Here is a 23758-nt window from a genome sequence, read left to right on the forward strand (position 1 = left end):
ACGGCAGCCGGAGACGGACGGGCGGTCAGCCGGTGGGCGCCCCGGGCCACGTGAAGGTCGCGACGGCGCCCGCCGGCAGCTCGTACGCCAGCGAGCGACCGGCCTCCGTGACGGAGAACTTCCGCGGCGAACCGGCGGAGTTGAGGACGACGGCCGCCCGTGAGCCGTCCGGGTTCTCGAACACCACGTCCTCGACTCCGCCCGGCTGCTGCGTGGTCGAGCCGATGCGGTGGGCGCCGCGGTCCACGAACCTGGAGATGTGGCCGAGCGTGTAGTACTCGGCGTTCCTCGTGACGCTGCCGCCGTCGATCTCGACGACCCCGTTGCACCTGGTGCCGCAGTTTCCGAAGTGCGGTCCGCCGTTCTCGTCGAGCGCCATGTTCCACAGCACCACCGTCTCCGAGCCCGAGCGCATGCTGCGGATGACGAGGTTCTCCGTCTGCCACTTCAGGCTGTCGGCGAACGTGTTCGCGCTCTCGTCGCTGTCGGTGCCGGAGCACTCGGTGAAGAAGACTCTGCCGCCCGCGTCCCGCACCTGCTGCTGGGCCTCCGGCTCACCGCCGTAGCAGTGGAAGGCCGCGCCCTGCACACGGCCGATGTCCCCTGTCTTCGCCAGGACTTCGAGCGGGTATTCGGGCTTGTCCCAGTTGTGGTCGTAGGCGAAGAGCTCCGTGCCCAGACCGGCCGCGGTCAGCTTGCCGTCCAGCACGCGCAGGAACTCCGCCTGCTCCGCGGCGGACATCCCCATGGACGGGTACGTCGTCTCGAACAGCGGCTCGTTCTGAACGGTCAGATCGTGCACGGGCACGCCCGCGTCCGCGTACGCCTCGACCGCCTTGACGAGATAGTCCGCGTACGCCTCCTGGTTCTCCGGCTTCAGGCTGCCGCCCTCCAGCGCCCCGCCGTCCTTCATCCAGGCCGGCGCGGACCACGGGCTGCCCATGACGCGGATGCCGGGGTTGACCGCGAGGGCCTGCCGCAGCAGCGGCAGGATCTCCTTGCGGTCGCGGTCGACGGAGAAGGAGCCCTTCTCGTCCTCGTAGCTGTAATAGGGCAGTTCGGCGACGAAGTCGGAGCCGCCGAAGGGCTGGCGCAGATAGTCCAGGCCGATTCCTTCGCCGTCCGTGGAGAACAGGCTGTGCATCAGCTGCTCGCGTTCGCCCTCGGGCAGCGCGGCCATCAGCCGGGCCGACGCCTCGGTGAGGGAGGCACCGGCGCCGGTGAACTGCTGCTCCCGCTCGGACGCGTCGACGGCGAGGTCGATCTCCTGCCTGCCGCCGTCGAAGGCGACGTCCTCGCCGCGCTCCAGGCGCTTGCCGCCGTCGGCCGTCGTCACCCACACCTGGGCGGTCGTGGCGGCCTGCCCTGCTGCGGGAGAGCCGCCGCCGTCCGCACGGGCGGCCTCGCTCACGAGGACATGGGTGGCGGCGAGCAGCGCCAGAGCGGTGGCCGACGCGGCGAATCTCCGTCTGTGTGTCATGTGCGCTCCCTTCGGGTGCGTGTACGTCTTGCGCGGCTTCCAGGACGGGCGGGGACGGGGGAGGGGGCCGGAGCGGTGACCGCGACGGCGGCCGGCCGGCTACGCCGCGCGGCGTGCGCGGCGCCGGTGCCTCCGGACGAAGTCCGCGTACCGGTGTCCGCTGCTCTTGATCGTCCGCCGTTGCGTCGAGTAGTCGACGTGGACGAGCCCGAAGCGCTTGTCGTAGCCGTAGGCCCACTCGAAGTTGTCCATCAGCGACCAGGCGAAGTAGCCGGCGAGCGGCACGCCCTGTTCGACGGCGTCCACGCACGCCGCGAGGTGTTCGTCCAGGTAGCGGACGCGCTCCGGGTCGTCGACCTGGCCGTCCGGGCCCACCACGTCCGGGTAGGCGGAGCCGTTCTCGGTGACGTACAGGCAGCGCGCCCCGTAGTCCTCGGTCATCCGCACCAGCGTCTTGGTCAGCCCCGGCGGGTGCACCTCCCAGTCCATGTGGGTGCGCCGGGCTCCGGCCGGTACGACGGGACGGGCGTGGGGCAGCGGGCCGCCGGGGTTGTCGGCGACGAGGGCGCGGAAGTAGTAGTTCAGGCCCAGCCAGTCCAGCGGCTCGGCGATGGTCGTCAAGTCGCCCGGCTGCTCGGGGAGTTCGACGCCGTACAGCTCCAGCATGTCCTGCGGGTAGCCGCGGCCGTGCAACGGGTCCATCCACCAGCGGTTGGCGTGCCCGTCGGCGCGCCGCGCGGCCGCCACGTCGGCCTCCTTGTCCGACGCCGGCTCGCAGTGGGTGAGGTTGTTGACGATGCCCACCTGCGCGCCCGGGGAGGCCGCACGGACGGCCTGCACCGCGAGCCCGTGCCCCAGGTGCAGGTGGTACGAGGCGCGCACCGCGGCCTCGATGTCCCGCACCCCGGGCGCCATCTGGCCTTCCAGGTGGCCGATCCACGCCGAGCACAGCGGCTCGTTGAGCGTCGCCCAGTGCTTCACGCGGTCACCGAGCCGTCCGGCGACCACCGAGGCGTACGCGGCGAAGTGCTCGGCCGTCTCGCGCGCGGGCCAGCCGCCCCGGTCCTGGAGGGCCTGCGGCAGGTCCCAGTGGTAGAGCGTGGGGAAGGGCGTGATGCCCTCTTCCAGCAGGGCGTCGGTGAGCCGGTCGTAGAAGGCCAGTCCGGGCTCGTTGGTGCTGCCGCTGCCGTCGGGCACCACGCGGGGCCACGCGATGGAGAAGCGGTAGGCGTCCACGCCCAGTTGCTTCATCAGCGCGATGTCCTCGCGCCAGCGGTGGTAGTGGTCGCAGGCCACGTCTCCGTTGTCGCCGTTCGCGACCGCGCCGGGCACCCGGCAGAAGGTGTCCCAGATGGACGGGCCGCGGCCGTCCTCGGAGGCGGCACCCTCGATCTGGTACGAGGCGGTGGCCACGCCCCAGCGGAAATCGGCGGGCAGCGCCAACGGAGACGTCGCGGGGGCGGGGGAGGCTTCGGTGACTTCGGACACGGACTTCCTTTCGTACGGAACCAGCGGATCGGGCGGATCGGACGGAACCAGCTGGAGCGAGCCGGAACGGGGCGAACGTGTTTGCTGCGGGCGGGAGTTCGGAGCGTGTGGACCCGCCGGCAGGCGTGACGGGCCGACGGCACGGCGGAGGGACCGTGCCGTCACGGCCGCCCGGCGGGCCGGGCCGGTGGATCAGGCCCGTTGGATCAGGGCCGTTGGATCAGGTTCGGTGAGCCGGGTGGTCCCGGGGGAGCCGGGGCCGGCCGGGGTTCACTTGACCGCCCCCGCGGTGAGGCCGGTGACCAGATAGCGCTGCAGCAGCAGGAACCCGGCGACGATCGGCACGCTCGCGACGAGCGAGGCGGCCATGACCTGGTTCCAGTAGACCTGCGTCTGCGTGGCGTAGCCCTGCAGTCCGATGGCGAGTGTGCGGGTGGTCTCGTTCGTCATGACGGACGCGAAGAGCACCTCGCCCCACGCCGTCATGAAGGAGTAGACGGCGACGGCGACGATGCCCGGAACCGCCGCGGGCACCACGACGCGCACCAGCGCGCCGAGCGGTCCGCAGCCGTCGGTGAGGGCGGCCTCGTCCAGGTCGCGCGGGATGGAGTCGAAGTAGCCGATCAGCATCCAGATGGAGAAGGGCAGCGTGAAGGTGAGGTAGGTGACGATCAGCGCGCCGCGCGAGCCGTAGAGGGCGACGCCCGTCGCGTTGCCGAGGTTGACGAAGATGAGGAACAGCGGCAGCAGGAAGAGGATGCCGGGGAACATCTGCGTCGAGAGGATGGTGACCGTGAACAGGCGCTTGCCGCGGAACCGGTAGCGGCTGACGGCGTAGGCGGCGAAGGTGGCGATGACCACCGAGCATCCGGTCGCAGCGCCCGCCACGATCAGCGAGTTGAGGAAGTAGTCCGCCAGCGGCACCGTGCTCCAGATGTCGACGTACGGACTGATCGTCAGCGAGCTCGGAATCCACCGGAAGCGGTCCGAGACGTCCTGAAGCGGCTTGAGTGAACTGCTCACCATCACCAGCAGCGGGGTCGCCGCGAAGATCGTGAGCAGCGTCAGGACGACGCGCCGCGTCCAGATGAACGACCGGGGCGGTGCGGTCGGGGAGACGCGGCCCGGGCCCTTCCGCCCTCCCGCGCCCGAGGCCCGTCCCGCCAGGTGCCCGCCGGGCTTCCGTGACGTGCCGCCGGCGGTGCCGTCGCCCGCCGTGCCGCCCGTCCCGCCGTCAGCGGTGCCGTCCGCGGTGGCGGTCGCCGTGGCCTCAGACATCGCGTTTCCTCCCCGCGCCGGTCACCAGCAGATAGCCGCCGGTCACCAGCAGCAGGAAGAGCAGCAGCAGTACGGACATGGCCGAACCGGAGCCGAAGTCCCAGGTGACGAACGACGCTTGGTAGATGTGGATCGAGATCAGGTCCGCGGCCTCGGGTGCCGACTTGCCGAAGAGGATGTACGGCACGTTGAAGTCGTTGAACGTCCACAGGAACAGGACCAGCACCAGGACCTGGTTGACGGGGCGCAGCGAGGGCAGCGTGATGCGGCGGATCTGCTGCCGCATGCCGGCGCCGTCGACGTGCGCGGCCTCGTACAGCTCCTTGGGGATGTTCTGCAGCGCGGCCATCAGGATGAGGAACGCGAACGGCCAGGTCCGCCACACCGCGACCACGACCAGAGCGGCGAAGCTGTTGTCGCCGATGAGCCAGAAGGGTTCGGAGTCGGTGAGCCCCAACTGGTCGTGTATGACGTGGTTGACCATGCCGCCGTCGCGCTGGAGCAGGAAGGACCAGGTGATGACGGCGGTGTAGACGGGCAGCGCGTAGGGCGTCAGGAACAGCGCCCGCAGCACGCCCCGTCCCCGGAAGGACTCCTGCATCAGGATCGCCGCCGTCACTCCCAGCAGCCACGCCAGTGAGACGGCCAGCACCGTGAACGCGCAGGTGACGAAGAACGAGTGCAACAGGGCTTCGCCGACAGGGGCGTTGACGTCGACGGCGATGCGGAAGTTGTCGGTGCCGGTCCACGGTGCCGCACTCCAGTCGCGTATGTACTGCTGCGTCAGCTCCTTGAAGCTCATCGTCACGCCGACGGCCATCGGGCCCAGGTGGATGAGGATCTCCAGGACCAGCGCCGGCAGCAGCAGCAGATACGGCAGTCCGGCCCGGCGCAGGCGGTCGGGGAGGATACGCCTGCGCCGGGGGAGCGGGGGACCGCTGTGTGACGGGCCGGCCTCACGGTCCGGACGGGACGTGCCGGGTGGGGGGCTGAGAGTCGTCATCGCCCGGCTTACTTCCGCATCTGCTGCTGGGCGGCGGACAGTTCCTTCGCGACGGACTCGGTGGTCACCTTGCGTCCCGCCGCGGCGTCCGCGAAGAGGTCCTTGGTGGCGTTACCGACGAGCGTCTCGAACTTCGACTCGTCCTTGACCTGCGGAAGCGGGGCGGAGGAGGTGGTGAGCACCTCACGCAGCACCTTCAAGTCGGGTGTGTCGAAGGCCTTGTCGCTCTGTGCAGCCTTGACCGGAGGAATCGATCCGTAGGCCGCGTTGAGGGTGCGCTGCTCCTCGTCCGACGTCATGAACTTCGCGAACTTCATCGCGCCGTCGATGTTGTCGGTGTTCTTGAAGACGGCCAGGTTGATGCCCGCGACCATCGACCGGGTGCCCTTCTCTCCCGAGCCGGGGTTCTGCACGGGGATCGGCGCGACGCCGTACTCGTCGGACTTCATGCCGTTGGACTGCAGAGCGGTGCCCGCCGCCTGCCACAGCAGCATGCCCGCCTTGCCCTTCGCGAAGTCCCGCACGGACTCGCGCTTGGCGAACTCGGCGTTGCCGGGCGCCGCGATCTTGTCGGCGGCCAGCAGGTCGACGTACTGCTTGACGGCGTCGACCGCGCCGGGCGAGTCGAACGTCGGCTTGCCGGAGGCGTCGAAGAAGTCGGCACCGTGCTGCTTGCCGAGGATGAAGGCGTGGTGTGAGTTCTCGACCGGGTCGCCGCCCTCCAGGGCGATGCCGTGCTTGCCGTCGCCGGTGAGCTTCTTGCCGTCCTTGACCAGCTCGTCCCAGGTCTCGGGCGGTCCGTCGATGCCCGCGTCCTTGAACATCTTCTTGTTGTAGTAGAGGCCGTAGGCGAGCGAGTAGATCGGCAGGGCCGCCGGGTCCTTGTCCGGAGCGCCGGCCGCGGCCAGAGCGGAAGGCGTGAAGCGCTCGGCTCCGCCGACCTTCGCCATGTGCTCGTCGTCCCAGGGGAGCAGCGCGCCGGTCGCCTGGAGCGAGGCGGACCAGGTGTTGCCGATGTTCAGCACGTCGGGGCCCTGGCCCGAGGACGTCGCGGCCAGGATGCGGTCCAGCAGGCTGCTCCACGGGATGACTTCGAGCTTGACCTTGATCCCGGTCTTCTTCTCGAAGCGCTTCAGCTCGGGGGCGAGCACCTTCTTGTCGTGGGCGACGCTGGTGCCCTGGTTGCTGGCCCAGTAGGTGAGCTCCTTCGGCTTGTCGTTGCTGCCCTCGCTGTCGGTCGTGGTGCCGCCGCCGCAGCCGGCGGTGACGGCTGTGAGTGCGGCGGCGAGTGCGACGGCTGCTGCGTTGCGTGCCCGGCTTCTGCGCATGGCTGACGGCCCCTCCCCGAGGCGGCTGTGTTCGGACCCTGAATGGTCCGAACCATTAATTTCACGCCGTGAGTTAAGTAGTGAGAGAAGGGGGCGTCAAGAGTTCTGACAGAGGTACGTTTGGCAGGGGAGGGCAGCTGATGGGCGGATACGACAGGCGTACTGTACGCGACCTGCGGCGGAACAACCGCGCTGCCGTGCTGCGCCGTCTGTATTTCGAAGGCCCGCTCAGCAGACAGGAGTTGGGCCCGGCGACAGGGCTCAGTTCCGGGTCGATAAGCAATGTCGTCACCGAACTCCTCGCCGAGGGCGTCCTGGAGGAGGCCGGCTCCGTAGGCTCCGACGGCGGCCGTCCCCGTACGCTGCTGCGCGTCGCCGCGCACTGCGCCTGCCTCGTCGGCGTCGACGTCGGCGAAACGCGGGTGCGCGTCGAGCTGTTCGACATGATGCTCACCGAAGTGGCCCGCAGCGAACAGCCGCTGGACGACGGCCGGCACGACGCGGCGCTCGTCGTCCAGCTCATCGAGAAGGGCCTCGCCTCGGTGCTGGCTCAAGTCGGGGCGTCCACCGGCCCGTTGCTGGGTGTCGGTGTCGGCGTCCCCGGCATCGTCGAGCGGCGGGCGCACGGCGGAGCGCTCGTGCACGGCCAGACCATCGGCTGGGACGCCGTTCCCCTGGAGGCCATGCTCCGCGAATCCGGCGGAATCACCCAGGGCGACGCCCTCGCCGAGGGGCGGCGCGCACCGCTCCACATCGACAACGGCGCGAAGACCCTCGGCCAGGCCGAGATGTGGTTCGGCGCCGGCCGTGGCGCCCGCGACGCGGTCATCGCGCTGATCGGTTCCGGGGTCGGTGCCTGCGTGGTCACCGGCGGCGAACCGTACAGCGGTGCCTCGAGCGGCGCGGGCGAGTGGGGCCACACCGTGCTCACCGTCGGGGGCCGGCGCTGCCGGTGCGGCGCCAGGGGCTGCCTGGAGGCGTACGTGGGAGCGGCCGCGGTGATCGACCGCTGGCGCGAGGCGGGCGGGGAGCCGGACGGCGGGGACGAGGAGACGGTGCTCGCGGAACTGCTGGCCACGGGGGGCGGCGAGGGGGCGCCGGGGCGCTTGGCGCGAGAGGTGCTGGCGGAGACGGCCGAGTATCTCGGCGCGGGCATCGCCGACCTGGTCAACCTCTTCAACCCCGAGCGGATAGTGATCGGAGGCTGGGCCGGACTGTTGCTGGGACCACAGTTGCTTCCGGCTGTGCGTGAGGCGACGGACGCGTACGCTCTCCGGTACCCGGCGGCCCGCACGGCCGTCGAACTGTGCAGGCTCGGCCCGGACGCGGTGACCGTCGGCGCTGCCACGCTGCCGCTTCGCCGCTTCCTCGACGCGGGAGGAAGTCCGCCCCCAGGGGTGGCTTTGTCCGTGTGAGCGGGTACCGTCTCCACAGAGAGTGATGCCATGGTGGCAGCTGTGGAGAGACCTCTAGGGGGAAATGGGTGGTAAACGGGCCGGAGGCCATCACATGCGGTGAGGCCATGCTGCTGATGCTCGCCGAGCCCGGCATGCCGCTGGACCGCGCAGTCTCCTTCCGCCGCTCCGTCGCCGGTGCCGAGTCCAACGTGGCCCAGGGCCTGGCCCGTCTCGGCCACTGGGCACGCTGGATCGGCCGCGTCGGCGACGACCCCGCCGGCGAGGCCGTGCTCCGGGAGCTGCGCGCCGACGGAGTCGACGTCTCCGGCGCCGAGATGGACCCTCAGGCGCCCACCGGCCTGCTGCTGCGCGACAGCCACGCACAGCGCGTGATCGACGTGCAGTACTACCGCTCGGGCTCCGCCGCCTCGCTGCTCTCCCCGGACCAGATCCGTCTGGAGATGCTGGAGGGTGCCCGCGTCGTGCACGTCTCCGGCATCACGCCCATGCTCTCGGAATCGGCGGCACAGGCCACCTGGGCCCTGGTCGAGCGCGCACGCCAGGTCGGCGCCGCGGTCTCCTTCGACCCGAACGTACGGCGCAAGCTGGGCTCGGAGCACGAGTGGATCCGCACCGTGGGGCCGCTGCTGCGCGAGGCCGACCTCGTCATCGCGGGGGAGGACGAGCTGGAACTGCTGCTGGGCGGCGGCGCCGAGGAGACCTCGAAGGCGCTGCTGACGATGGGCAGGGCCCGCACCGTCGTCGTCAAGCGCCGCGACCACTCCGCGTCCGCCCTCGGCCGCGACGGGGAGTGCACTCAGGAGCCCTTCTCCGTGCCGGTGTCCGACCCGGTGGGCGCGGGGGACGCGTTCGCGGCCGGCTGGCTCTCGGCCTGGCTGCGCGGGCGGAAGCCCGAGGAGGCCCTGGCCGAGGCGGCGTGCGTGGCGGCCCTGGTCGTACAGGCGCCGGGCGACACCGACGGGCTGCCCACGGCCCACACCCGGGACAGGGCCCTGGCGGGCTTCCTCCAGGACTCCGACTCCGTGAACCGCTGAGCGCGGCACTTCCCGTGGCGCATGCCGGGAACCAGAAGGAAACACCAAGCAGACCGAGCGCATCGCACTTCAGACGGGGAGCGGAGACAGGCGGCCCATCACGGGTGCTCCGCCTCTCCCCGGCCGGACGAGAAGAGAGGCGGCGACTGCCGTGTACCGATGGGAGATCACCCGGACCGCCCTTGAGCAGCGTGTCTTCGCCATCATCCGAGCCGACAGCTACGAGCGCGTGACGGCCACGGCCGACACCCTGCTCGGCGCGGGCATCACCAGCCTGGAGATCTCGCTGACTTCGGCCCACGCCCTGGACGCGGTGGCCACGCTGCGGCGCGAGACCGACGAGGAATGCGTCATCGGGGCCGGCACCGTCCTCGACGAGGCCTCGGCGCGCGCCGCCATCGACGCCGGTGCCCGCTTTCTCGTCTCGCCCGCCCTGGACGCCGAGGTCATCCGTACCGGCCACCGCTACGGCGTGCCCGTCTTCCCCGGCGTCGCCACCCCCACCGAGATGGTGCGCGCGATGGAGCTGGGCGCCGACGCGCTGAAGCTCTTTCCCGCCTCCGGTTACGCCCCGGGCTGGCTCAAGGACGTACGGGCGGCGCTCCCGCAGGCGCCGCTGCTGCCCACCGGCGGTGTCACCGTCAAGAACGCCCCGGAGTGGATCGCCGCCGGCGCCGTCGCCTGCGGCATGGGTTCGGCACTCACGGAGGGGGACAGGGAGGCCGTGGCCAAGCGTGTCACTGCGCTGCTGCAGCGGTTGGAGGAGGCCGTTCCCTCCCCGTCACGCAGATCCAGACGCTGACCGGTCCGCCGTGCGCGATGCCGTCCGCTTCCGGCGTCGCTTCTCCTCCTGCGCCGTCCTCTTCCGGTTACGGCGCTCTCGTCCGCCGCCGCGCTCTGGACGGCGCTCCGCGCACTGCCCTGTGTGGCGGTCCGTTCACCGCCGGCGGCCGCCGTGGCGCGCGCGGAGACCCAAGCCGTGGGGGAGCCGCATGTTCCGCCTCACATGCCTCCGGAACCCCCACCTCAACGGCACATGATGAATCTAGTCTGGCCGCAATGAGAATCAGGGAGTGCCGGGAAGAGGACGTGGCGTTGCTCGACGAGCACATGCCTTCCCCCGGTGCTGCCTGCGACCACGCCTCCCGGTTCGTACGGCACCTCGGCGGCGGCAGCACTCTCCTCGTCGCCTGGCGCGGCGAACTGCCCGTCGGCAGCTGCGAGATCCGCTGGGAGGGCTGCCGGGCACCGGAGGTGCGAGCCGTACACCCCGAGTGCTCCGAGATCAGCGGCCTCGGCCTCTGGCCGGAGGCGCTCCGCTCCCAGCGCGTCGGCACCGCCCTGATCCACGCCGCCGAGCGACTCGTGCTCGGGCGGGGGCGCGTCAGCGTCGGCTTGGGCGTCGAGAAGAACAACCCGCGCACTCAGGACCTCTACAAGCGCCTCGGCTACCGCCCCTCGACTCCGTATCTCGACTGCGGCTCGTACGAGGACAGTGCGGGCCTCATCCATCGCGTCGCGGACGCGTGCACGTTCATGGTGAAGGACCTGGACCCCGCTGGTCCCGTCCAAGTCCCGTAGCGCCGGGGGCGGTTGCCCCGGTGCGGGCCCGTGCGGAGTGACGCGCGCCGGAGTCCGGCTTCTGACCGAACGGGCCCCGGATGAGCACCACCTGGGTTCGTGAACACCCGGTCCGGTACGCGTCCCACGCCCCGGAGCCGCACCGTCACCGGCGCGGGGGAGCTACCCTCGACTCCGGCACGCACCGACCAGTGCCCGCCGGGGGCGGAGGGACCTCATGACCAGCTCGAAGTCCACCCCTGACTGCTCGTTCGACGCCGCCCTCGACACGTGGCGGGTGTGGCAGGAGAGCCCGTGGGGCCGACTGCGGTACACACTCGCCGAGTTCAACCTCCAGCGGCGGCTGGCGGTGCTCGGTCCCGGGCCCCTGCGCGTGCTGGATCTCGCCGGCGCCGACGGCGGCGACGCGACGCGGCTGCTGCGGCGCGGGCACGAGGTCACCGTCGTCGACTTCTCCCCGGGCATGCTCGCCGCGGCGCGCGAACGCGCGGGGGACGAAGGCACGAGCGGCCGTCTGAGCACGGTCGAGGCGGACGTCTTCGACCTTCCCGAGTCCGTGGCCGGCAGCCGCTACGACGTCGTGCTGTGCCACAACCTCCTGCAGTACCAGGACGATCCGGCGCCCGCGCTGCGCACCGCGGTCCCGCTCGTACGCGGCGGCGGTGTCCTGTCCGTCATGGCGATCAACAGGCATGCGGTGCCGCTCGGCCTCGCCGTCCGCTCGCTCGATCCCGCCGCCGCGCTCGACGCCCTGGACCGGCGGAAGGTGCGTGGCCAGACCTTCGACGCCGAACTGACGCTCCACACGGCGGAGGAAGTCACCGCGCTCCTGGCCGAGTCGGGCTGCACGGACATCGAGCACTGCGGCATCCGCAACGTCAACGACCACATCGTGGACGACGCGCGCAAGCACGACCCCGGCTTCTTCGCGGCGCTGGAGGCCCTGGAACTGGCGACGACCAACCGCCACCCGTACCCGCACACGGCGAGGATCTTCCAACTCCTCGCCCACGTCACCTGACCGAGCACGAATCATCGGGAGCCTGAAATGACCGTCCGCCGTGTCGTCCCCGACATCCAGTCGGACGCCCTGGAAGAGAGCCGCGACTTCTACGGGCTGCTGGGGCTCGAGGAGGTCATGAACATGGGCTGGGTCATGACGCTCGCCTCGCCTTCCAACCCGACGGCTCAGATCATCCTCATCGAGGAGGAGCAGACGGCTCCCGTCACGCCCGACATCAGCATCGAGGTCGAGGACGTCGACGCCGTGTACGAGGCCGTGCGCGCGGGCGGCGCGGAGATCGTACGGGCGCTGCAGGACGAGGAGTGGGGCGTGCGCCGCTTCTTCGTCAGGGACCCGAACGGGCGCGTGGTCAACGTGCTGAGCCACGGCTGACCCGCCGAGTCGTCCGAGCGGTCCTCCTGGGCAGAAAATACGTCCTGGTCCGAGTGGGCAGCGGGTGTACCGCGGTCCAGGGGCCCGGAGACCGGTGGGGCGGACGACCTCGTGGCCTCCGTGTTTCCCCGCCCGTGCGGCGCGGCCGCTCGGGCGATGCAACCGTGCCGAGCGGACCGGCCGTTCCCGGTGCGACAGGCCGGCAGTCAGGAACCGATGGGCCCGGCTCGGTAGCATGCAACGCGTGGCCATCAAACTGGAGAACGTCGGCATCGCCGTTCGCGACCTCGAAGCGGCGATCTCCTTTTTCACCGATCTCGGCCTCACGGTCCTCGGCCGTGACACGGTCAGTGGTGAGTGGACCGACACCGCCGTCGGCCTTGACGGCAATCACGCCAACATTGCGATGCTGCAGACGCCCGACGGTCACGGTCGTCTTGAGCTCTTCGAGTACATCCACCCCGAAGCGATCGAGTCGCAGCCCACTCGGCCCAACGAGATCGGCATGCATCGCGTCGCCTTCTCAGTCGACGACATCGACGAAGCCCTTGAGACAGCCGCAAAGCACGGATGCCGTCCGCTTCGCGGTGTGGCGACCTATGAGGACGTCTACAAACTCACATACCTCCGCGGTCCCAGCGGCATCCTTGTGATGCTCGCCGAGGAGCTGAAGAAGAACTGACGACGCGGTGGTCCTGCGTTCCCGTGACGCCGATTTCGGCGAAGCCGGCCTGGGCCAGCTCTCTGTAGGCGGATGCAGCATCTGGCCGACCGGTGGCGTGCATCAAGGCTGCCAGGTCTGTGAGTGTTTCGGCTTCGCCGTGCCGGTCGCCGATGTGTTGCCGAGTGGTGAGTGCTGCCCGCAGGTGTCGTTCGGCTTCCTCGTAGCGTCCGAGTCGTGTGCAGGCGTAGCCGATGCCGTTGACGGCCATGGATTCGGTGAAGAGGTCGCCGGTCCGTTGTCCGGTCTCAGCAGCACGGCGATGCCAGTCCGCTCCTTGTTCGGGGCGGTCGCCGAAGCAGCATGCGAGACCCAGGGTGATCATCGCCCACGTCTCGTTATGCGGGTTGCCTATGCTCTGCGACAGAGCGAGTGCCTGCCGCGCTCCCTCTTCGCAGCTGCTCAACTGTCCCTGGTTCAGGCTTACCAGGGCGAGACCGACCAGGGCACTGGCCTCGGGATGCCGGTCCCCTAGGGATCTTGAGAGGCTGAGTGCCTTCTCCAGGTGTTCCTGTCCTTCGTCGTTGCGCTGCAGCCGCAGGCACATGTGTCCCAGAGAAGCGAGCGACCATGCCTCGGTGCTGCGGTTGCCGGTCTGTGCGCAGACGGCGAGCGTCTCGTGCAGCCGTTTCTCGCCCACGTCGTACCGGCCCGTGGCCCAGTTCGCGTAGCCCACGCATTGCAGGGCCACTGCCTCACCGCGACGGTCACAGACCTCCCGGAAGACCGTGAGGGCTTGCTGGTGGTACTCCCCGGCTCGGACAAGCCGGCCGAGGTGCCAGTCAGCCAGGCCGAGCCCGTTGAGCGCGATTGCCTGTCCGCGCCGGTCACCGGTTTCCTCGAACAGTGCGAGCGCCCGCCGGTGCTGGCGGGCGCACTCCGCATAGTTGCCGAAGAACCAGTGCGCCAGCCCCAGACCGGCGAACTCGTACGCCTGCACGCGTCGGTCACCGCATTCTTCCGACAACGTCAGTGCTCGCCGGTGCTGCTCCTCGGATTCGCGATAGCGCCCGTGGATGAACCAGTTCACCAGCCCCAGATTCCCAAGGACCAAGGCCTGGCCCCGCCGGTCACCGGTCTCCTCGAACAGTGCAAGCGCCCGATGGTGCCGCTCCGCGCTCTCGGCGTAACGTCCCAGCCCGAAAGCGGCGCAGCCCAGACCGTAGTGAGCGGTGGCCGCGCCGTGGCGGTCACCGGTCTCCTCGAAGACGGCCAGCGCGGCATGATGACGCCTCGCCGCCTCCTCGTGCCGGCCGAGGCTGTCACACACCATGCCGATGTCCGCCAAGGTCCGGGCCCGCCGTGCTCGGCCGTCGGCTCCTCTGGCTGCGGTCAGCCCCAGCCTGAGCCCCTCCATGCAGTCGGTGCCGTATGAGCGCAGTCCCAGAAAGGCATGCGCCGCTGTCGCGAGTCTCCAGGTGCAGCCGCGCCATTCGTGCTGCGCCGCCTCCCGGCTGACTGCGAGCAGATTCGCCCGTTCCTCCTCCAGCCATTTCAGGGCCGAGTCGGCGTCGTCGGCGAGGTGCGGCACTTCGGGATGCTCCTCGCTCAACACCCCGTTGCCCAACGCCCCGTCGCCGGCCGGTCCGCGGTGCCACCACGGTTCAAGGCTGAGCCGGGCGGTCTCGGCCCCGGCGCAGTACCAGCGCACCAACTGCCGTACAGCCGCTGTGCGTTGCTCAAGGCTGCCGGCGTCCGCGGCACGATCCCGTGCGTACAGCCGCAGCAGATCGTGGTAGCGATAGCGTCCGGCGACGTGCTGCTGCAGCAGGTGCTCGTCCAGCAGGGACTCCAGCAGATCTTCGGCCTCGCCACGGCCTGTGCCCAGAAGGGCGGCGGCCGAGTCCGCTGTGCAGTCCGGGCCGGGGTGCGCAGCCAGCAGCGTGAAAGCCCGCTGCTGCGCGGGGGACAGCCATTGATAGGACAGGTCGAACGTGGCCTCCACCGCTCGCCTCCCCACGGTGAGTTGCGCGAGCCGCTTCTCATCGGTCTCCAGCCGGTCGGCCAGCTCGTCCATCGACCACGCGGGCCGGGTGCGCAGCCGACGTCCCGCCAGCGCCACCGCGATCGGCAGCCGCCCGCTCAGTTCCGCGACGCGCATGGCCGCGGGGGATCCCGTCTCGTCATGGGTGCGGTCGGCGACGCGGTCGATCAACTCGACGGCTTCCTGCGGGGAGAAGACATCGAGCCGGATCGTATGGGCGCCGTCCAGCCCGGACAGCACACGGCGGCTCGTGATCAGCAGCAGGCAGGAAGCCGAACCGGGCAGCAGGTGGCGCACCTGCTCCTCGTCGGCCGCGTCGTCCAGCACCACCAGCGCCCGCCTGCGCGCCAGCCGGTCGCGGTACAGGGCAGCGCGCGCCTCCACACCGCCGGGAATCCGGTCGCCGGGCACGCCGAGCAGCCGTAGGAAGTCCTCCAGCACATTCGCGGGGTCGACCGGGGCGCGCTCCGGTGTGAAGCCTTTCAGGTCGGCCCACAACTGGACGTCTGCGAAGCGGTCCTGGGCGATGAACTCGTGAGCGGCACGCACCGCGAACCGTGTCTTGCCCACCCCTGCCATTCCTTCGACGACGGCGACCAGCACTCCCCGCTCACCGGCTTCGGCGCCGCCGGTGCCCGGAGCTTCCACCAACTCCCGCAGTTCACGCAGCTCTTGCTCGCGGCCGACGAACTCCGAGATGTCCATCGGAAGCTGGTGCACGCCCCGCGTGCCGTCCGGAACGGCCGGCTCCTGGCCGTCCGCGGCGGATCCGTCGGCCTCCGCGCCCGGCGGCGGCCCCTGCCAGGACAGCGAGGGGGAGGCGGCGAGTATCCGGCGGTGCAGTTCCTCGACTTCCGTACCGGGATCCACGCCGAGGTCGTCACGCAGGCCGCGACGGACCTGGTGATAGACGTTCAGAGCGTCTCCCTGCCTGCCGGCTCGGTAGAGGGCCAGCATCAGCAGCGCGGCGAATCGCTCGCGCAACGGGAACTCGGCGACCAGACGCCTCAGTTCGGCGACCAGCCGACCGTGGCGTCCCAAGTCGAGGTCCGCCTGGATGCGCTCTTCCAGCACCGCGGTCCGCAGCTCCGCCAGCCGGTCGCGTTCCGCGTCCAGCACGGCACTGGAGACGTTCCCCAGTGCCGGGCCGCTGAAGAGGCTCAGCGCTTCGTGGAGTTCCGCCCCGGCCTGCTGTGCATCTCCTTGCGCGAGCGCTTTCCGGCCCCGGCCGACCAATCGCTCGAAGGCCGCGAGGTCGAGCCCGCCCGGCCCGACCCGCAGAACGTACCCGCCCTCGGACCACCCCAGAACCTCCGACGGCGATCGCGCCGCCCGGCCGGGTTCCAAGATCCTCCGCAGCGCCGAGACGTACTTCTGCAGCTGATTGACCGCATACGCCGGCGCGGGATCACCCCACACCGCCTCGATCAGCGACTCGCGCTGCACCGGCCGGTTCACGTGCAGCAGGAGCACCGCCAACACTGCACGCTGCCGCGCCGCCCCCAGGCCCAGCTGCTCCTCGCCGCGCCAGGCCCGGACCGGCCCGAAGACCGCGAACCGTAAGTGCTCCCCGGGACCTTCTCCGTTCCCACGCACGTCTGCCAACCCCCGTCGTCTGCCCGGCCCTTGGTGCCGGCCCCGCATCCCGCCCGCTCTCCCGAGCACACCGGACGCCCCGCATGCCTGCACCAGTGTGTCGCCCAGAGCCCGTACCAGCGATACGCCCAATCAAGCCGACCACAGTAGCCAGGCAAGGGGGCGAGCGATCGTCCCCGAGTCCTGCCTCGCTGTAAGGGGGGAGAGTCCGGCGGTCTTGAAGCCTTCCGGCTCGCGAGGCGGACGACGACGGCACCGGCCCCGCACCGCTGCTTCATGCGGCCCGAACCAGCGGTGCGGGCCGGCGCCGTTACGTGATCGCCGGGGCAGATCTCAGGCGACGTGGACCGCACACCGGCAAGACGGCAAATCAACGGGAAGCAGGGGGTAGACATGATCAGTTGGACCAAGCGTGCCGTTGTGGGCACTGCTTTCGCGGTGGCGACGATCAGCATGGCAGCGTCACCTGCCGTGGCGAGTGACGCGACCGCCGCGGGGGACAATTACCCAACAGTCGCGGGGGACTCGTATCCCAAGGTTGCTGGGGACCACTGGCCGACGGCCGCTGAAGACACCTGGCCGAAGGTCGCTGAGGACAACTGGCCGATCATCGCGGGGGATCAGCGGCCGGATCAGGGGCGCACGGTTGTTCATTCACAGGCATGCAAGACCGTCACCGCCAAGGAAACGGTCAATATCCGTTCGGCGGCTTCGACCCGGTCCAAGGTCTTGGGTGCCCTCAAGAAGGGCAGGTCCGGATGCTTGATGTCTGTGGTCTCCAAGGGCGGCAGCTATTACGCATGCGGTGGCAGCAGCCGGACGTGGTACAAGATCAAGGTCGCCAAGCAGCTACCCGCGGGGTATGTAGCCGCGCGCTGCATGCTCAACCAGAAGCCGCCGAGGTCCTAGGTCCGGCATCGACCGGGAGAAGGCCGTGACCACACTGCGCGGTTGCGGACGCGGCGACTGATCGCCACAAGGAGGGCCCCGGTTGGCGAAATTCGAGGGTCGTTGCAACACGGCTGGTCAGCTGGCTGGATGCAGTAGCTTGGCGAGGCGCTCGGCTGGGTTTCCCAGCCGAGCGTCTTGCGTGGGCGGCTGTTGAGCTCAGCCGCGACCGTCGAGGGGCAGTTCCCGGGACCCCCTGATACGCCCTTACTCCCCTACGCCAGTTCCGCCACCGCCACCGGACGGCCCTCGCGCCGCGAGACCTCGCATGCCTCGGCGATGCGCAGCGCGGCCAACGCCTCATATCCGTCACAGGGGTTGGGTGCCTCGCCCCGCACCGCCCGTACGAACGCCGCCAGTTCGGACTCGTACGCGGGCGCGAACCGCTCCAGGAAGCCCGGCCAGGGCGTGCCCTGAGAGGCGCCCGCCGTCGGCTCCACGGAGGTGATGGGCGTACGGGCGTCGAGGCCGACCGCGATCTGGTCCTTCTCGCCCGCGACCTCCATGCGCACGTCGTAGCCGGCGCCGTTGACGCGGGTGGCCGTCGCCGTGCACAGGACGCCGTCGTCCAGCGTCAGCAGCACGGCGGCGGTGTCGACGTCCCCGTGCTCGCGGAACATCCCGGGGCCCGCGTCCGACCCTGCCGCGTACACGGAGACCACCTCCCTGCCCGTCACCCAGCGCAGCGCGTCGAAGTCGTGGACGAGGCAGTCGCGGTAGAGGCCGCCGGAGAGCGGAATGTAGGCAGCCGGCGGCGGCGCCGGGTCGGAGGTCGCAGCCCGTACGGTGTGCAGCCTCCCCAGGGAGCCGGACTGCACGGCGGCGCGGGCCGCGGCGTACCCCGCGTCGAAGCGCCGCATGAAACCGATCTGCAGCAGGATTCCCGCCTCGTCGACCGTGCGCAGGGCCGCCGCCGTGCCGGGAAGGTCGAGCGCGATCGGCTTCTCGCAGAAGACGGGCACGCCGCGCGAGGCGGCTGCCTGGATCAGGTCCGCGTGCGAGGAGGTGGCCGAGGCGATCACGACGGCGTCGAGTTCGCGGGAGAGGAGTTCGCCGGGGGAGGGGACGAGCGTCGCGCCGAGATCCGTGGCCACGGCGGTGGCGCGTGCGGCGTCCACGTCGGTGACGAGCAGCTCGCTCACCTCCGGTGCGGCGGTGAGGGTACGGGCGTGGAAGGTGCCGATCCGGCCGGTGCCGATGAGTCCGATGCGCATGGGTGTACGTTCGCCGGTCCGCTCAAGAGCTGTCAATACTTTGTCAGGACAATTGAACGTGCCGCGGGGGTAAGCAGGAAAGCCGCGGCCCGCTTTGTCCGGACAACCGAACTTACGCCTTCCAGTGGGCCGCCCGGCGCACTACGCTCCCCTCGTGGCCAAGAATGATCCCGTGGACCTCGAGTTCAGCGTGGACCGCAGCAGCCCGGTCCCTCTGTACTTCCAGCTAGCCCAGCAGCTCGAGACCGCCATCGAGCGCGGCAGACTCTCCCCCGGCAGCCTGCTGGGCAACGAGATCGAACTCGCGGGGCGGCTGGGTCTGTCCCGTCCCACGGTGCGTCAGGCCATCCAGTCGCTCGTCGACAAGGGCCTGCTGGTGCGCCGGCGTGGCATCGGCACCCAGGTCGTGCACAGCCAGGTGCGGCGCCCCCTTGAGCTGAGCAGCCTCTACGACGACCTGGAAGCGGCAGGTCAGCGCCCCGCCACGCAACTGCTCCGGTACGAGAAGGAGGAGGCGACGGCCGAGGTCGCCGCCGCCCTGGCCGTCGCCGAGGGCGCCCAGGTGCGGCGCGTGGAGCGGCTCCGTCTGACCCACGGCGAGCCGATGGCCTTCCTCCGCAACCATCTGCCGGGTGATCTGCTGCAGGGCGAGCGCGGCGAGGAGCTGGAGTCGACGGGGCTCTACCGGCTGATGCGCGGACTCGGCGTCACCCTGCACAGCGCGCGGCAGTCCGTCGGTGCGCGTGCGGCCACCGCGGAGGAGGCGAAGCTGCTCGGGGAGGAGGCGGGCGCACCGCTGCTGACGATGGCGCGGACGACCTTCGACGACACGGGGCGCCCCGTCGAGTACGCCTCGCATCTGTACCGCGCCTCGCGCTACTCCTTCGAGTTCCAGCTCCTCGTACGGTCCTGACCCGGCCCCGGCACGCGCACGACCCGGAGCCCGCGGCGGTCACGCCCCTGTCCGGCAGGCCACAGGATTTGTTCGGACAAACTCTCATGGAGAATGTTCGGACAAAGTATTGACGCCCCGCTCCGGGCCCGGCTAGAACTCCGCTCATGGTCCTTCGGCGTAGAGCACGTAGAGCGACAACGGTGGCGGTAGCCCTGACGAGCGCGGCCCTTCTCGCCGCCGGCTGCAGCAGCTCCGGCGGCAAGGGTGGCGAGGAGAACAGCAGCGGCGCGGGCGGCGGCAAGGGCGTCAACACCCCGCGCATGACGATCGCGATGGTCTCGCACTCAGGTGAGGGCGACACCTTCTGGGACATCGTGCAGAGCGGAGCGAAGGACGCTGCCCGCAAGGACAACGTCCAGTTCGACTACTCGCACGACGACGAGGCGGGCCGCCAGGCGCAGCTCGTGCAGTCGGCCATCGACAAGAAGGTCGACGGGCTGATCGTCACGCTCGCCAAGCCCGACGCGATGAAGGGTGCCGTGAAGAAGGCGGTGGATGCCGGGATTCCGGTGATCACCATCAACTCCGGCGGCGAGCACTCGGCCGGGTTCGGTGCGATCTCGCACATCGGGCAGGACGAGGCGATCGCGGGTGAGGCGGTCGGCGACGAGCTCAACAAGCGCGACCGCAAGAAGGCCCTGTGCGTCATCCACGAACAGGGCAACGTCTCGCTCGAAGAGCGCTGCGCGGGCGCGAAGAAGACCTTCGACGGGGAGATGAGCACGCTCAACGTCGACGGCACGAACATGCCCGACGTGCAGTCGTCGGTCGAGGCCAAGCTCCAGTCGGACAGCGACATCGACACCGTCCTCACCCTCGGCGCCCCCTTCGCGGCGACGTCGGCGAAGGCCAAGGAGAAGGCCGGCAGCAAGGCGGAGATCGACACCTTCGACCTCAACGCGCAGGTGGTGAAGGGGCTGAAGGACGGCAGCTTCGGCTTCGCCGTCGACCAGCAGCCCTACCTCCAGGGGTACGAGGCGGTCGACGCGCTGTGGCTGCACTCCTACAACGCCAACGAACTGGGCGGCGGCAAGCCCGTGCTGACCGGCCCCGCGGTCGTCACCAAGAAGGACGTCCCACGGCTGGAGAAGTACACCAAGCGCGGAACCCGGTGAGCATCCGCCGCAGGCAGGTCGCCGATACTGGCGCGGGCATCCGCGCCCGTACCGGTGGCCCCTGCGGGCGCCGGGATGAACAGAAACACCCGTACCGAGAGGTCAGCAGTACGTGTCGAGGCTGGAAGGGTTCCGCGGGAACCGCAGGCGAAAGAGCGCGGGCCGGGCAGCGATGGCAGCCGTGGTCCTCGCGTCCGTGGGGCTCGCGGGATGCAGCAGCACCGGCGGAAAGCGGGCGGAGGAGGAGCGCGACGCGGCCGTCTCGGGCGAGGCGGCCGTCGGCACTCCCCGCTGGAAGATCGCGATGGTGAGCCACTCCGGCGAGGGCGACACCTTCTGGGACATCGTGCAGAGCGGTGCCGAACAGGCCGCCGCGAAGGACAACATCGAGTTCCACTACTCGCACGACAAGGAGGCGGGCCGCCAGGCGCAGCTCGTCAAGGCCGCCGTCGACAACGAGGTGGACGGCCTGATCGTCTCCCTCGCCAAGCCGGAGGCGATGAAGGGCGCCGTGGAGAAGGCCGTCAAGGCCGGCATCCCCGTCGTCACCATCAACTCCGGCCAGGACCAGTCCGAGAAGTACGGCGCCCTCGCCCACATCGGCCAGGACGAGGAGATCGCGGGCGAGGCCGTGGGACGTGAACTCAACGACCGTGGCCGCAAGAAGGCGGTCTGCCTCCTGCACGAGCAGGGCAACGTCGGACACGAGGAGCGCTGCCGCGGCGTGCGCAGGACCTTCGATGGCGAGGTGCGCAACCTGCACGCCGACGGTACGAACATGCCGGCCGTGGAGTCCTCCCTGGAGGCCGAACTCCAGTCGGACCCCGGGACCGACACCGTCGTGACGCTCGGCGCACCCTTCGCCCCCACCGCCGTCAAGGCCGCCGAGGGCGCGGGCAGCAAGGCCGAGACGGTCACCTTCGACCTCAACGACCAGGCGGCGCAGGGCCTCAAGGACGGCTCGATCGGATTCGCCGTGGACCAGCAGCCGTATCTGCAGGGCTACGAGGCGGTCGACCTGCTGTGGCTGGAGCGCTACAACGCCAACATGCTGGGCGGCGGCAAGCCAGTGCTGACCGGCCCGCAGATCCTCACGAAGAAGGACGCATCCACCTTGCAGAAGTACACGAAGCGGGGAACGCGATGACGGCTGCACCCACACCCACACCCTCCGGCGCCCCCGGGGCGACGGAGGAGAACGCAACCACTCAAGCCGGCGGGACCGCGGGATCCGGCGGTGCCGGGAAGACCGCTGGAAGCGACGAGCGCCTGGTGCACCGGCCGCTGCTGCAGCGGCTGCTGGGACGTCCCGAACTCGGAGCCGTCGTCGGCGCGGTCGCCGTCTTCGTCGTCTTCTCGGTCGTGGCCGAGAGCTTCCTGCGCGCCTCCAGCCTCTCCACGGTGCTCTACGCCTCCTCGACCCTCGGGATCATGGCGGTGCCGGTGGCGCTGCTGATGATCGGCGGGGAGTTCGACCTGTCGACCGGCGTGATGGTCACCACCTCCTCGCTGGTCTCCTCGATGTTCAGCTACCAGATGACGGCGAACGTCTGGGTCGGCGTCGGGGTCTCGCTGCTGGTCACGCTGGGCATCGGGCTCTTCAACGGCTACATGCTCGTACGTACGAAACTGCCGAGCTTCATCATCACGCTCGGCACGTTCCTGATGCTGACGGGTCTCAACCTCGGCCTGACGAAGCTCATCAGCGGCACGGTCTCCACCAAGACCATCTCCGACATGGAGGGGTTCGCTTCGGCGAAGGCGCTGTTCGCCTCCGAGCTGAGCATCGGCCCCGTCGGCATCCAGGTCACCGTGGTGTGGTGGCTGGGCCTGGTGGTGCTGGCGACGTGGCTGCTGCTGCGTACAAAGGCGGGCAACTGGATCTTCGCGGTCGGCGGCGGCCAGCACACCGCACGGGCGGTCGGCGTCCCCGTCGCCCGTACGAAGATCGGCCTGTATCTCGGGGTGGCGCTGGGCGCGTGGATATCCGGCCAGCATCTGCTCTTCAACTACGACGTCGTCCAGTCCGGCGAGGGCGTCGGCAACGAACTGATCTACATCGCCGCGGCCGTCATCGGCGGCTGCCTGCTGACCGGCGGCTACGGGTCGGCGGTCGGCGCCGCTGTGGGCGCCTTCATCTTCGGCATGACGAGCAAGGGCATCGTGTACGCGCAGTGGGAGCCGGACTGGTTCAAGTTCTTCCTCGGGGCGATGCTGCTGGTCGCCGTGCTGCTGAACGCGTACATACGCAAGCGGGCGGAGGCGAACCGATGACCGGCGACAAGGACGGGAACGTGGCGGACACCCCACCGAAGGACGAGGCGGCGGCCGGAGCACCGGCCGTTCAGGACCCGGCGCCGCCCGTTCAGGACCCGGCGCCGGCCGTCCAGGACACGGTGCCGCTCGTGGAGCTGACGGACGTCAGCAAGTTCTACGGCAACATCCGCGCCCTGGAGGAGGTCTCCCTGCAGGTGCACGCGGGCGAGATCACCTGCGTGCTCGGTGACAACGGGGCGGGGAAGTCGACCCTCATCAAGATCGTCGCGGGCCTGCACCAGCACGACACCGGCACCTTCCGCATCAACGGCGAGGAGGCCCGGCTCGCCTCCCCGCGCGAGGCCCTGGACCGGGGCATCGCCACCGTCTACCAGGACCTGGCAGTCGTCCCGCTGATGCCGGTGTGGCGCAACTTCTTCCTCGGCTCCGAGCCGACCAAGGGCCGCGGGCCCTTCGCCCGGCTCGACGTCGAGAGCATGCGCCGCACCACCCACAGCGAGCTGCTGCGCATGGGCATCGACCTGCGCGACGTCGACCAGCCCATCGGCACCCTCTCCGGCGGTGAGCGGCAGTGCGTGGCGATCGCCCGCGCCGTCTATTTCGGCGCGAAGGTGCTGGTGCTGGACGAGCCGACGGCGGCGCTCGGCGTCAAGCAGTCCGGCGTCGTGCTGAAGTACGTGGCGGCGGCACGGGACGCCGGGCTCGGCGTCGTGCTGATCACGCACAATCCTCACCACGCGTATCTGGTCGGTGACCGCTTCGTACTGCTCAAGCGCGGCACGATGGCCGGCAGCCACCGCAAGGACGGGCTGGAGCTCGACGAGTTGACCCGGCAGATGTCCGGCGGCAGCGAGCTGGAGCAGCTCAGCCACGAGCTGGAGCGCGCACCGGTCCCGCAGCATCTGCAGTGAGCGGCCGCAGGCTGCAGGCGCCCGGAGACGG

The 23758-nt window shown here is 70.1% G+C and carries 20 protein-coding genes and 1 pseudogene; 13 read left to right on the top strand and 8 right to left on the bottom strand.

The window, feature by feature from the left end:
* Positions 1-25: 25 nt before the first annotated feature.
* The 5 genes from AN215_RS03665 to AN215_RS03685 form a co-directional block, all read right to left on the bottom strand.
* Positions 26-1480: a glycoside hydrolase family 30 protein gene (locus AN215_RS03665; RefSeq protein ID WP_070010239.1), complete on the bottom strand. Its 1455-nt coding sequence runs from the start codon at positions 1478-1480 to the stop codon at positions 26-28.
* Between the two features lie 99 nt (positions 1481-1579).
* The gene (locus tag AN215_RS03670) at positions 1580-2968 is read right to left on the bottom strand and encodes a GH1 family beta-glucosidase (protein ID WP_070010238.1); all 1389 of its coding nucleotides are present in this window, start codon (positions 2966-2968) and stop codon (positions 1580-1582) included.
* Positions 2969-3238: 270 nt separating this feature from the next.
* Complete coding sequence (locus AN215_RS03675) at positions 3239-4246, bottom strand: carbohydrate ABC transporter permease (RefSeq protein ID WP_079122663.1); 1008 nt, start codon at positions 4244-4246, stop codon at positions 3239-3241.
* The gene (locus tag AN215_RS03680; protein ID WP_070010237.1) at positions 4239-5249 is read right to left on the bottom strand and encodes a carbohydrate ABC transporter permease; all 1011 of its coding nucleotides are present in this window, start codon (positions 5247-5249) and stop codon (positions 4239-4241) included. Before AN215_RS03680 ends, AN215_RS03675 begins: the two co-directional genes overlap by 8 nt.
* A gap of 8 nt (positions 5250-5257) precedes the next feature.
* Positions 5258-6577, bottom strand: coding sequence for an ABC transporter substrate-binding protein (locus tag AN215_RS03685; RefSeq protein WP_070010236.1), 1320 nt, complete (start codon positions 6575-6577; stop codon positions 5258-5260).
* A gap of 140 nt (positions 6578-6717) precedes the next feature.
* On the opposite strand from AN215_RS03685, the gene AN215_RS03690 reads away from it, so the two are divergent.
* The 7 genes from AN215_RS03690 (at position 6718) to AN215_RS03720 (ending at position 12688) form a co-directional block, all read left to right on the top strand.
* Positions 6718-7992, top strand: coding sequence for an ROK family transcriptional regulator (locus AN215_RS03690; protein WP_070010235.1), 1275 nt, complete (start codon positions 6718-6720; stop codon positions 7990-7992).
* Between the two features lie 107 nt (positions 7993-8099).
* Positions 8100-9029 (top strand): sugar kinase, encoded by a 930-nt coding sequence (locus AN215_RS03695; RefSeq protein ID WP_070010234.1) that lies wholly within the window; start codon positions 8100-8102, stop codon positions 9027-9029.
* Between the two features lie 151 nt (positions 9030-9180).
* Positions 9181-9831, top strand: a complete 651-nt coding sequence (locus AN215_RS03700) for a bifunctional 4-hydroxy-2-oxoglutarate aldolase/2-dehydro-3-deoxy-phosphogluconate aldolase (RefSeq protein ID WP_070010233.1) — start codon at positions 9181-9183, stop codon at positions 9829-9831.
* 257 nt (positions 9832-10088) lie between these two features.
* Positions 10089-10610: a GNAT family N-acetyltransferase gene (locus AN215_RS03705; protein WP_070010232.1), complete on the top strand. Its 522-nt coding sequence runs from the start codon at positions 10089-10091 to the stop codon at positions 10608-10610.
* A gap of 217 nt (positions 10611-10827) precedes the next feature.
* Positions 10828-11631 (top strand): class I SAM-dependent methyltransferase, encoded by an 804-nt coding sequence (locus AN215_RS03710; protein ID WP_070010231.1) that lies wholly within the window; start codon positions 10828-10830, stop codon positions 11629-11631.
* A 27-nt stretch (positions 11632-11658) separates the two neighbouring features.
* Positions 11659-12006 (top strand): VOC family protein, encoded by a 348-nt coding sequence (locus tag AN215_RS03715; protein WP_070010230.1) that lies wholly within the window; start codon positions 11659-11661, stop codon positions 12004-12006.
* 235 nt (positions 12007-12241) lie between these two features.
* Entirely contained in the window at positions 12242-12688 is a 447-nt protein-coding gene (locus AN215_RS03720; protein WP_216093815.1) for a VOC family protein, read from the top strand.
* Here AN215_RS03720 and AN215_RS03725 read toward each other — a convergent pair.
* Together AN215_RS03725 and AN215_RS30815 are read right to left on the bottom strand one after the other, a co-directional pair.
* Entirely contained in the window at positions 12624-15416 is a 2793-nt protein-coding gene (locus AN215_RS03725; RefSeq protein WP_245694207.1) for a tetratricopeptide repeat protein, read from the bottom strand. The two genes, AN215_RS03720 and AN215_RS03725, sit on opposite strands and share 65 nt — an antisense overlap.
* 180 nt (positions 15417-15596) lie before the next feature.
* Positions 15597-16355 (bottom strand): annotated as a pseudogene (locus tag AN215_RS30815) (AfsR/SARP family transcriptional regulator); the annotation flags it as partial.
* A gap of 345 nt (positions 16356-16700) precedes the next feature.
* Here AN215_RS30815 and AN215_RS03730 point away from each other — a divergent pair.
* Complete coding sequence (locus tag AN215_RS03730; protein WP_070010228.1) at positions 16701-17216, top strand: SH3 domain-containing protein; 516 nt, start codon at positions 16701-16703, stop codon at positions 17214-17216.
* Between the two features lie 254 nt (positions 17217-17470).
* Here the strand turns inward: AN215_RS03730 and AN215_RS03735 are convergent, their stop codons facing one another.
* Positions 17471-18469, bottom strand: a complete 999-nt coding sequence (locus AN215_RS03735) for a Gfo/Idh/MocA family protein (protein WP_070010227.1) — start codon at positions 18467-18469, stop codon at positions 17471-17473.
* A 190-nt stretch (positions 18470-18659) separates the two neighbouring features.
* Between AN215_RS03735 and AN215_RS03740 the strand changes: the two genes are divergently transcribed.
* The 5 genes from AN215_RS03740 (at position 18660) to AN215_RS03760 (ending at position 23727) form a co-directional block, all read left to right on the top strand.
* The gene (locus AN215_RS03740; protein WP_070010374.1) at positions 18660-19382 is read left to right on the top strand and encodes a GntR family transcriptional regulator; all 723 of its coding nucleotides are present in this window, start codon (positions 18660-18662) and stop codon (positions 19380-19382) included.
* 146 nt (positions 19383-19528) lie between these two features.
* Positions 19529-20539, top strand: coding sequence for a sugar ABC transporter substrate-binding protein (locus tag AN215_RS03745; protein WP_070010226.1), 1011 nt, complete (start codon positions 19529-19531; stop codon positions 20537-20539).
* A gap of 172 nt (positions 20540-20711) precedes the next feature.
* The gene (locus tag AN215_RS03750; protein WP_070010225.1) at positions 20712-21686 is read left to right on the top strand and encodes a sugar ABC transporter substrate-binding protein; all 975 of its coding nucleotides are present in this window, start codon (positions 20712-20714) and stop codon (positions 21684-21686) included.
* Positions 21683-22813, top strand: a complete 1131-nt coding sequence (locus AN215_RS03755; RefSeq protein ID WP_079122665.1) for an ABC transporter permease — start codon at positions 21683-21685, stop codon at positions 22811-22813. The genes AN215_RS03750 and AN215_RS03755 overlap by 4 nt, the downstream gene beginning before the upstream one ends.
* On the top strand, positions 22810-23727 hold the full coding sequence (locus AN215_RS03760) for an ATP-binding cassette domain-containing protein (protein ID WP_079122666.1): 918 nt from the start codon (positions 22810-22812) through the stop codon (positions 23725-23727). Before AN215_RS03755 ends, AN215_RS03760 begins: the two co-directional genes overlap by 4 nt.
* The last annotated feature ends 31 nt before the right edge of the window (positions 23728-23758 follow it).

The organism is Streptomyces abyssalis, assembly GCF_001751365.1.
In the GTDB taxonomy this organism is placed as follows: Bacteria; Actinomycetota; Actinomycetes; order Streptomycetales; family Streptomycetaceae; genus Streptomyces; species Streptomyces abyssalis.

Coding starts and splice junctions, on each gene's coding strand:
- AN215_RS03735 (WP_070010227.1), bottom strand. CDS start 18,469: ATGCGCATCGGACTCATCGGCACCGGCCGGATCGGCACCTTCCACGCC.
- AN215_RS03685 (WP_070010236.1), bottom strand. CDS start 6,577: ATGCGCAGAAGCCGGGCACGCAACGCAGCAGCCGTCGCACTCGCCGCC.
- AN215_RS03750 (WP_070010225.1), top strand. CDS start 20,712: ATGGCAGCCGTGGTCCTCGCGTCCGTGGGGCTCGCGGGATGCAGCAGC.
- AN215_RS03710 (WP_070010231.1), top strand. CDS start 10,828: ATGACCAGCTCGAAGTCCACCCCTGACTGCTCGTTCGACGCCGCCCTC.
- AN215_RS03760 (WP_079122666.1), top strand. CDS start 22,810: ATGACCGGCGACAAGGACGGGAACGTGGCGGACACCCCACCGAAGGAC.
- AN215_RS03720 (WP_216093815.1), top strand. CDS start 12,242: ATGCAACGCGTGGCCATCAAACTGGAGAACGTCGGCATCGCCGTTCGC.
- AN215_RS03690 (WP_070010235.1), top strand. CDS start 6,718: ATGGGCGGATACGACAGGCGTACTGTACGCGACCTGCGGCGGAACAAC.
- AN215_RS03665 (WP_070010239.1), bottom strand. CDS start 1,480: ATGACACACAGACGGAGATTCGCCGCGTCGGCCACCGCTCTGGCGCTG.
- AN215_RS03705 (WP_070010232.1), top strand. CDS start 10,089: ATGAGAATCAGGGAGTGCCGGGAAGAGGACGTGGCGTTGCTCGACGAG.
- AN215_RS03730 (WP_070010228.1), top strand. CDS start 16,701: ATGATCAGTTGGACCAAGCGTGCCGTTGTGGGCACTGCTTTCGCGGTG.
- AN215_RS03680 (WP_070010237.1), bottom strand. CDS start 5,249: ATGACGACTCTCAGCCCCCCACCCGGCACGTCCCGTCCGGACCGTGAG.
- AN215_RS03675 (WP_079122663.1), bottom strand. CDS start 4,246: ATGTCTGAGGCCACGGCGACCGCCACCGCGGACGGCACCGCTGACGGC.
- AN215_RS03695 (WP_070010234.1), top strand. CDS start 8,100: ATGCTGCTGATGCTCGCCGAGCCCGGCATGCCGCTGGACCGCGCAGTC.
- AN215_RS03725 (WP_245694207.1), bottom strand. CDS start 15,416: ATGGACATCTCGGAGTTCGTCGGCCGCGAGCAAGAGCTGCGTGAACTG.
- AN215_RS03745 (WP_070010226.1), top strand. CDS start 19,529: ATGGTCCTTCGGCGTAGAGCACGTAGAGCGACAACGGTGGCGGTAGCC.
- AN215_RS03755 (WP_079122665.1), top strand. CDS start 21,683: ATGACGGCTGCACCCACACCCACACCCTCCGGCGCCCCCGGGGCGACG.
- AN215_RS03715 (WP_070010230.1), top strand. CDS start 11,659: ATGACCGTCCGCCGTGTCGTCCCCGACATCCAGTCGGACGCCCTGGAA.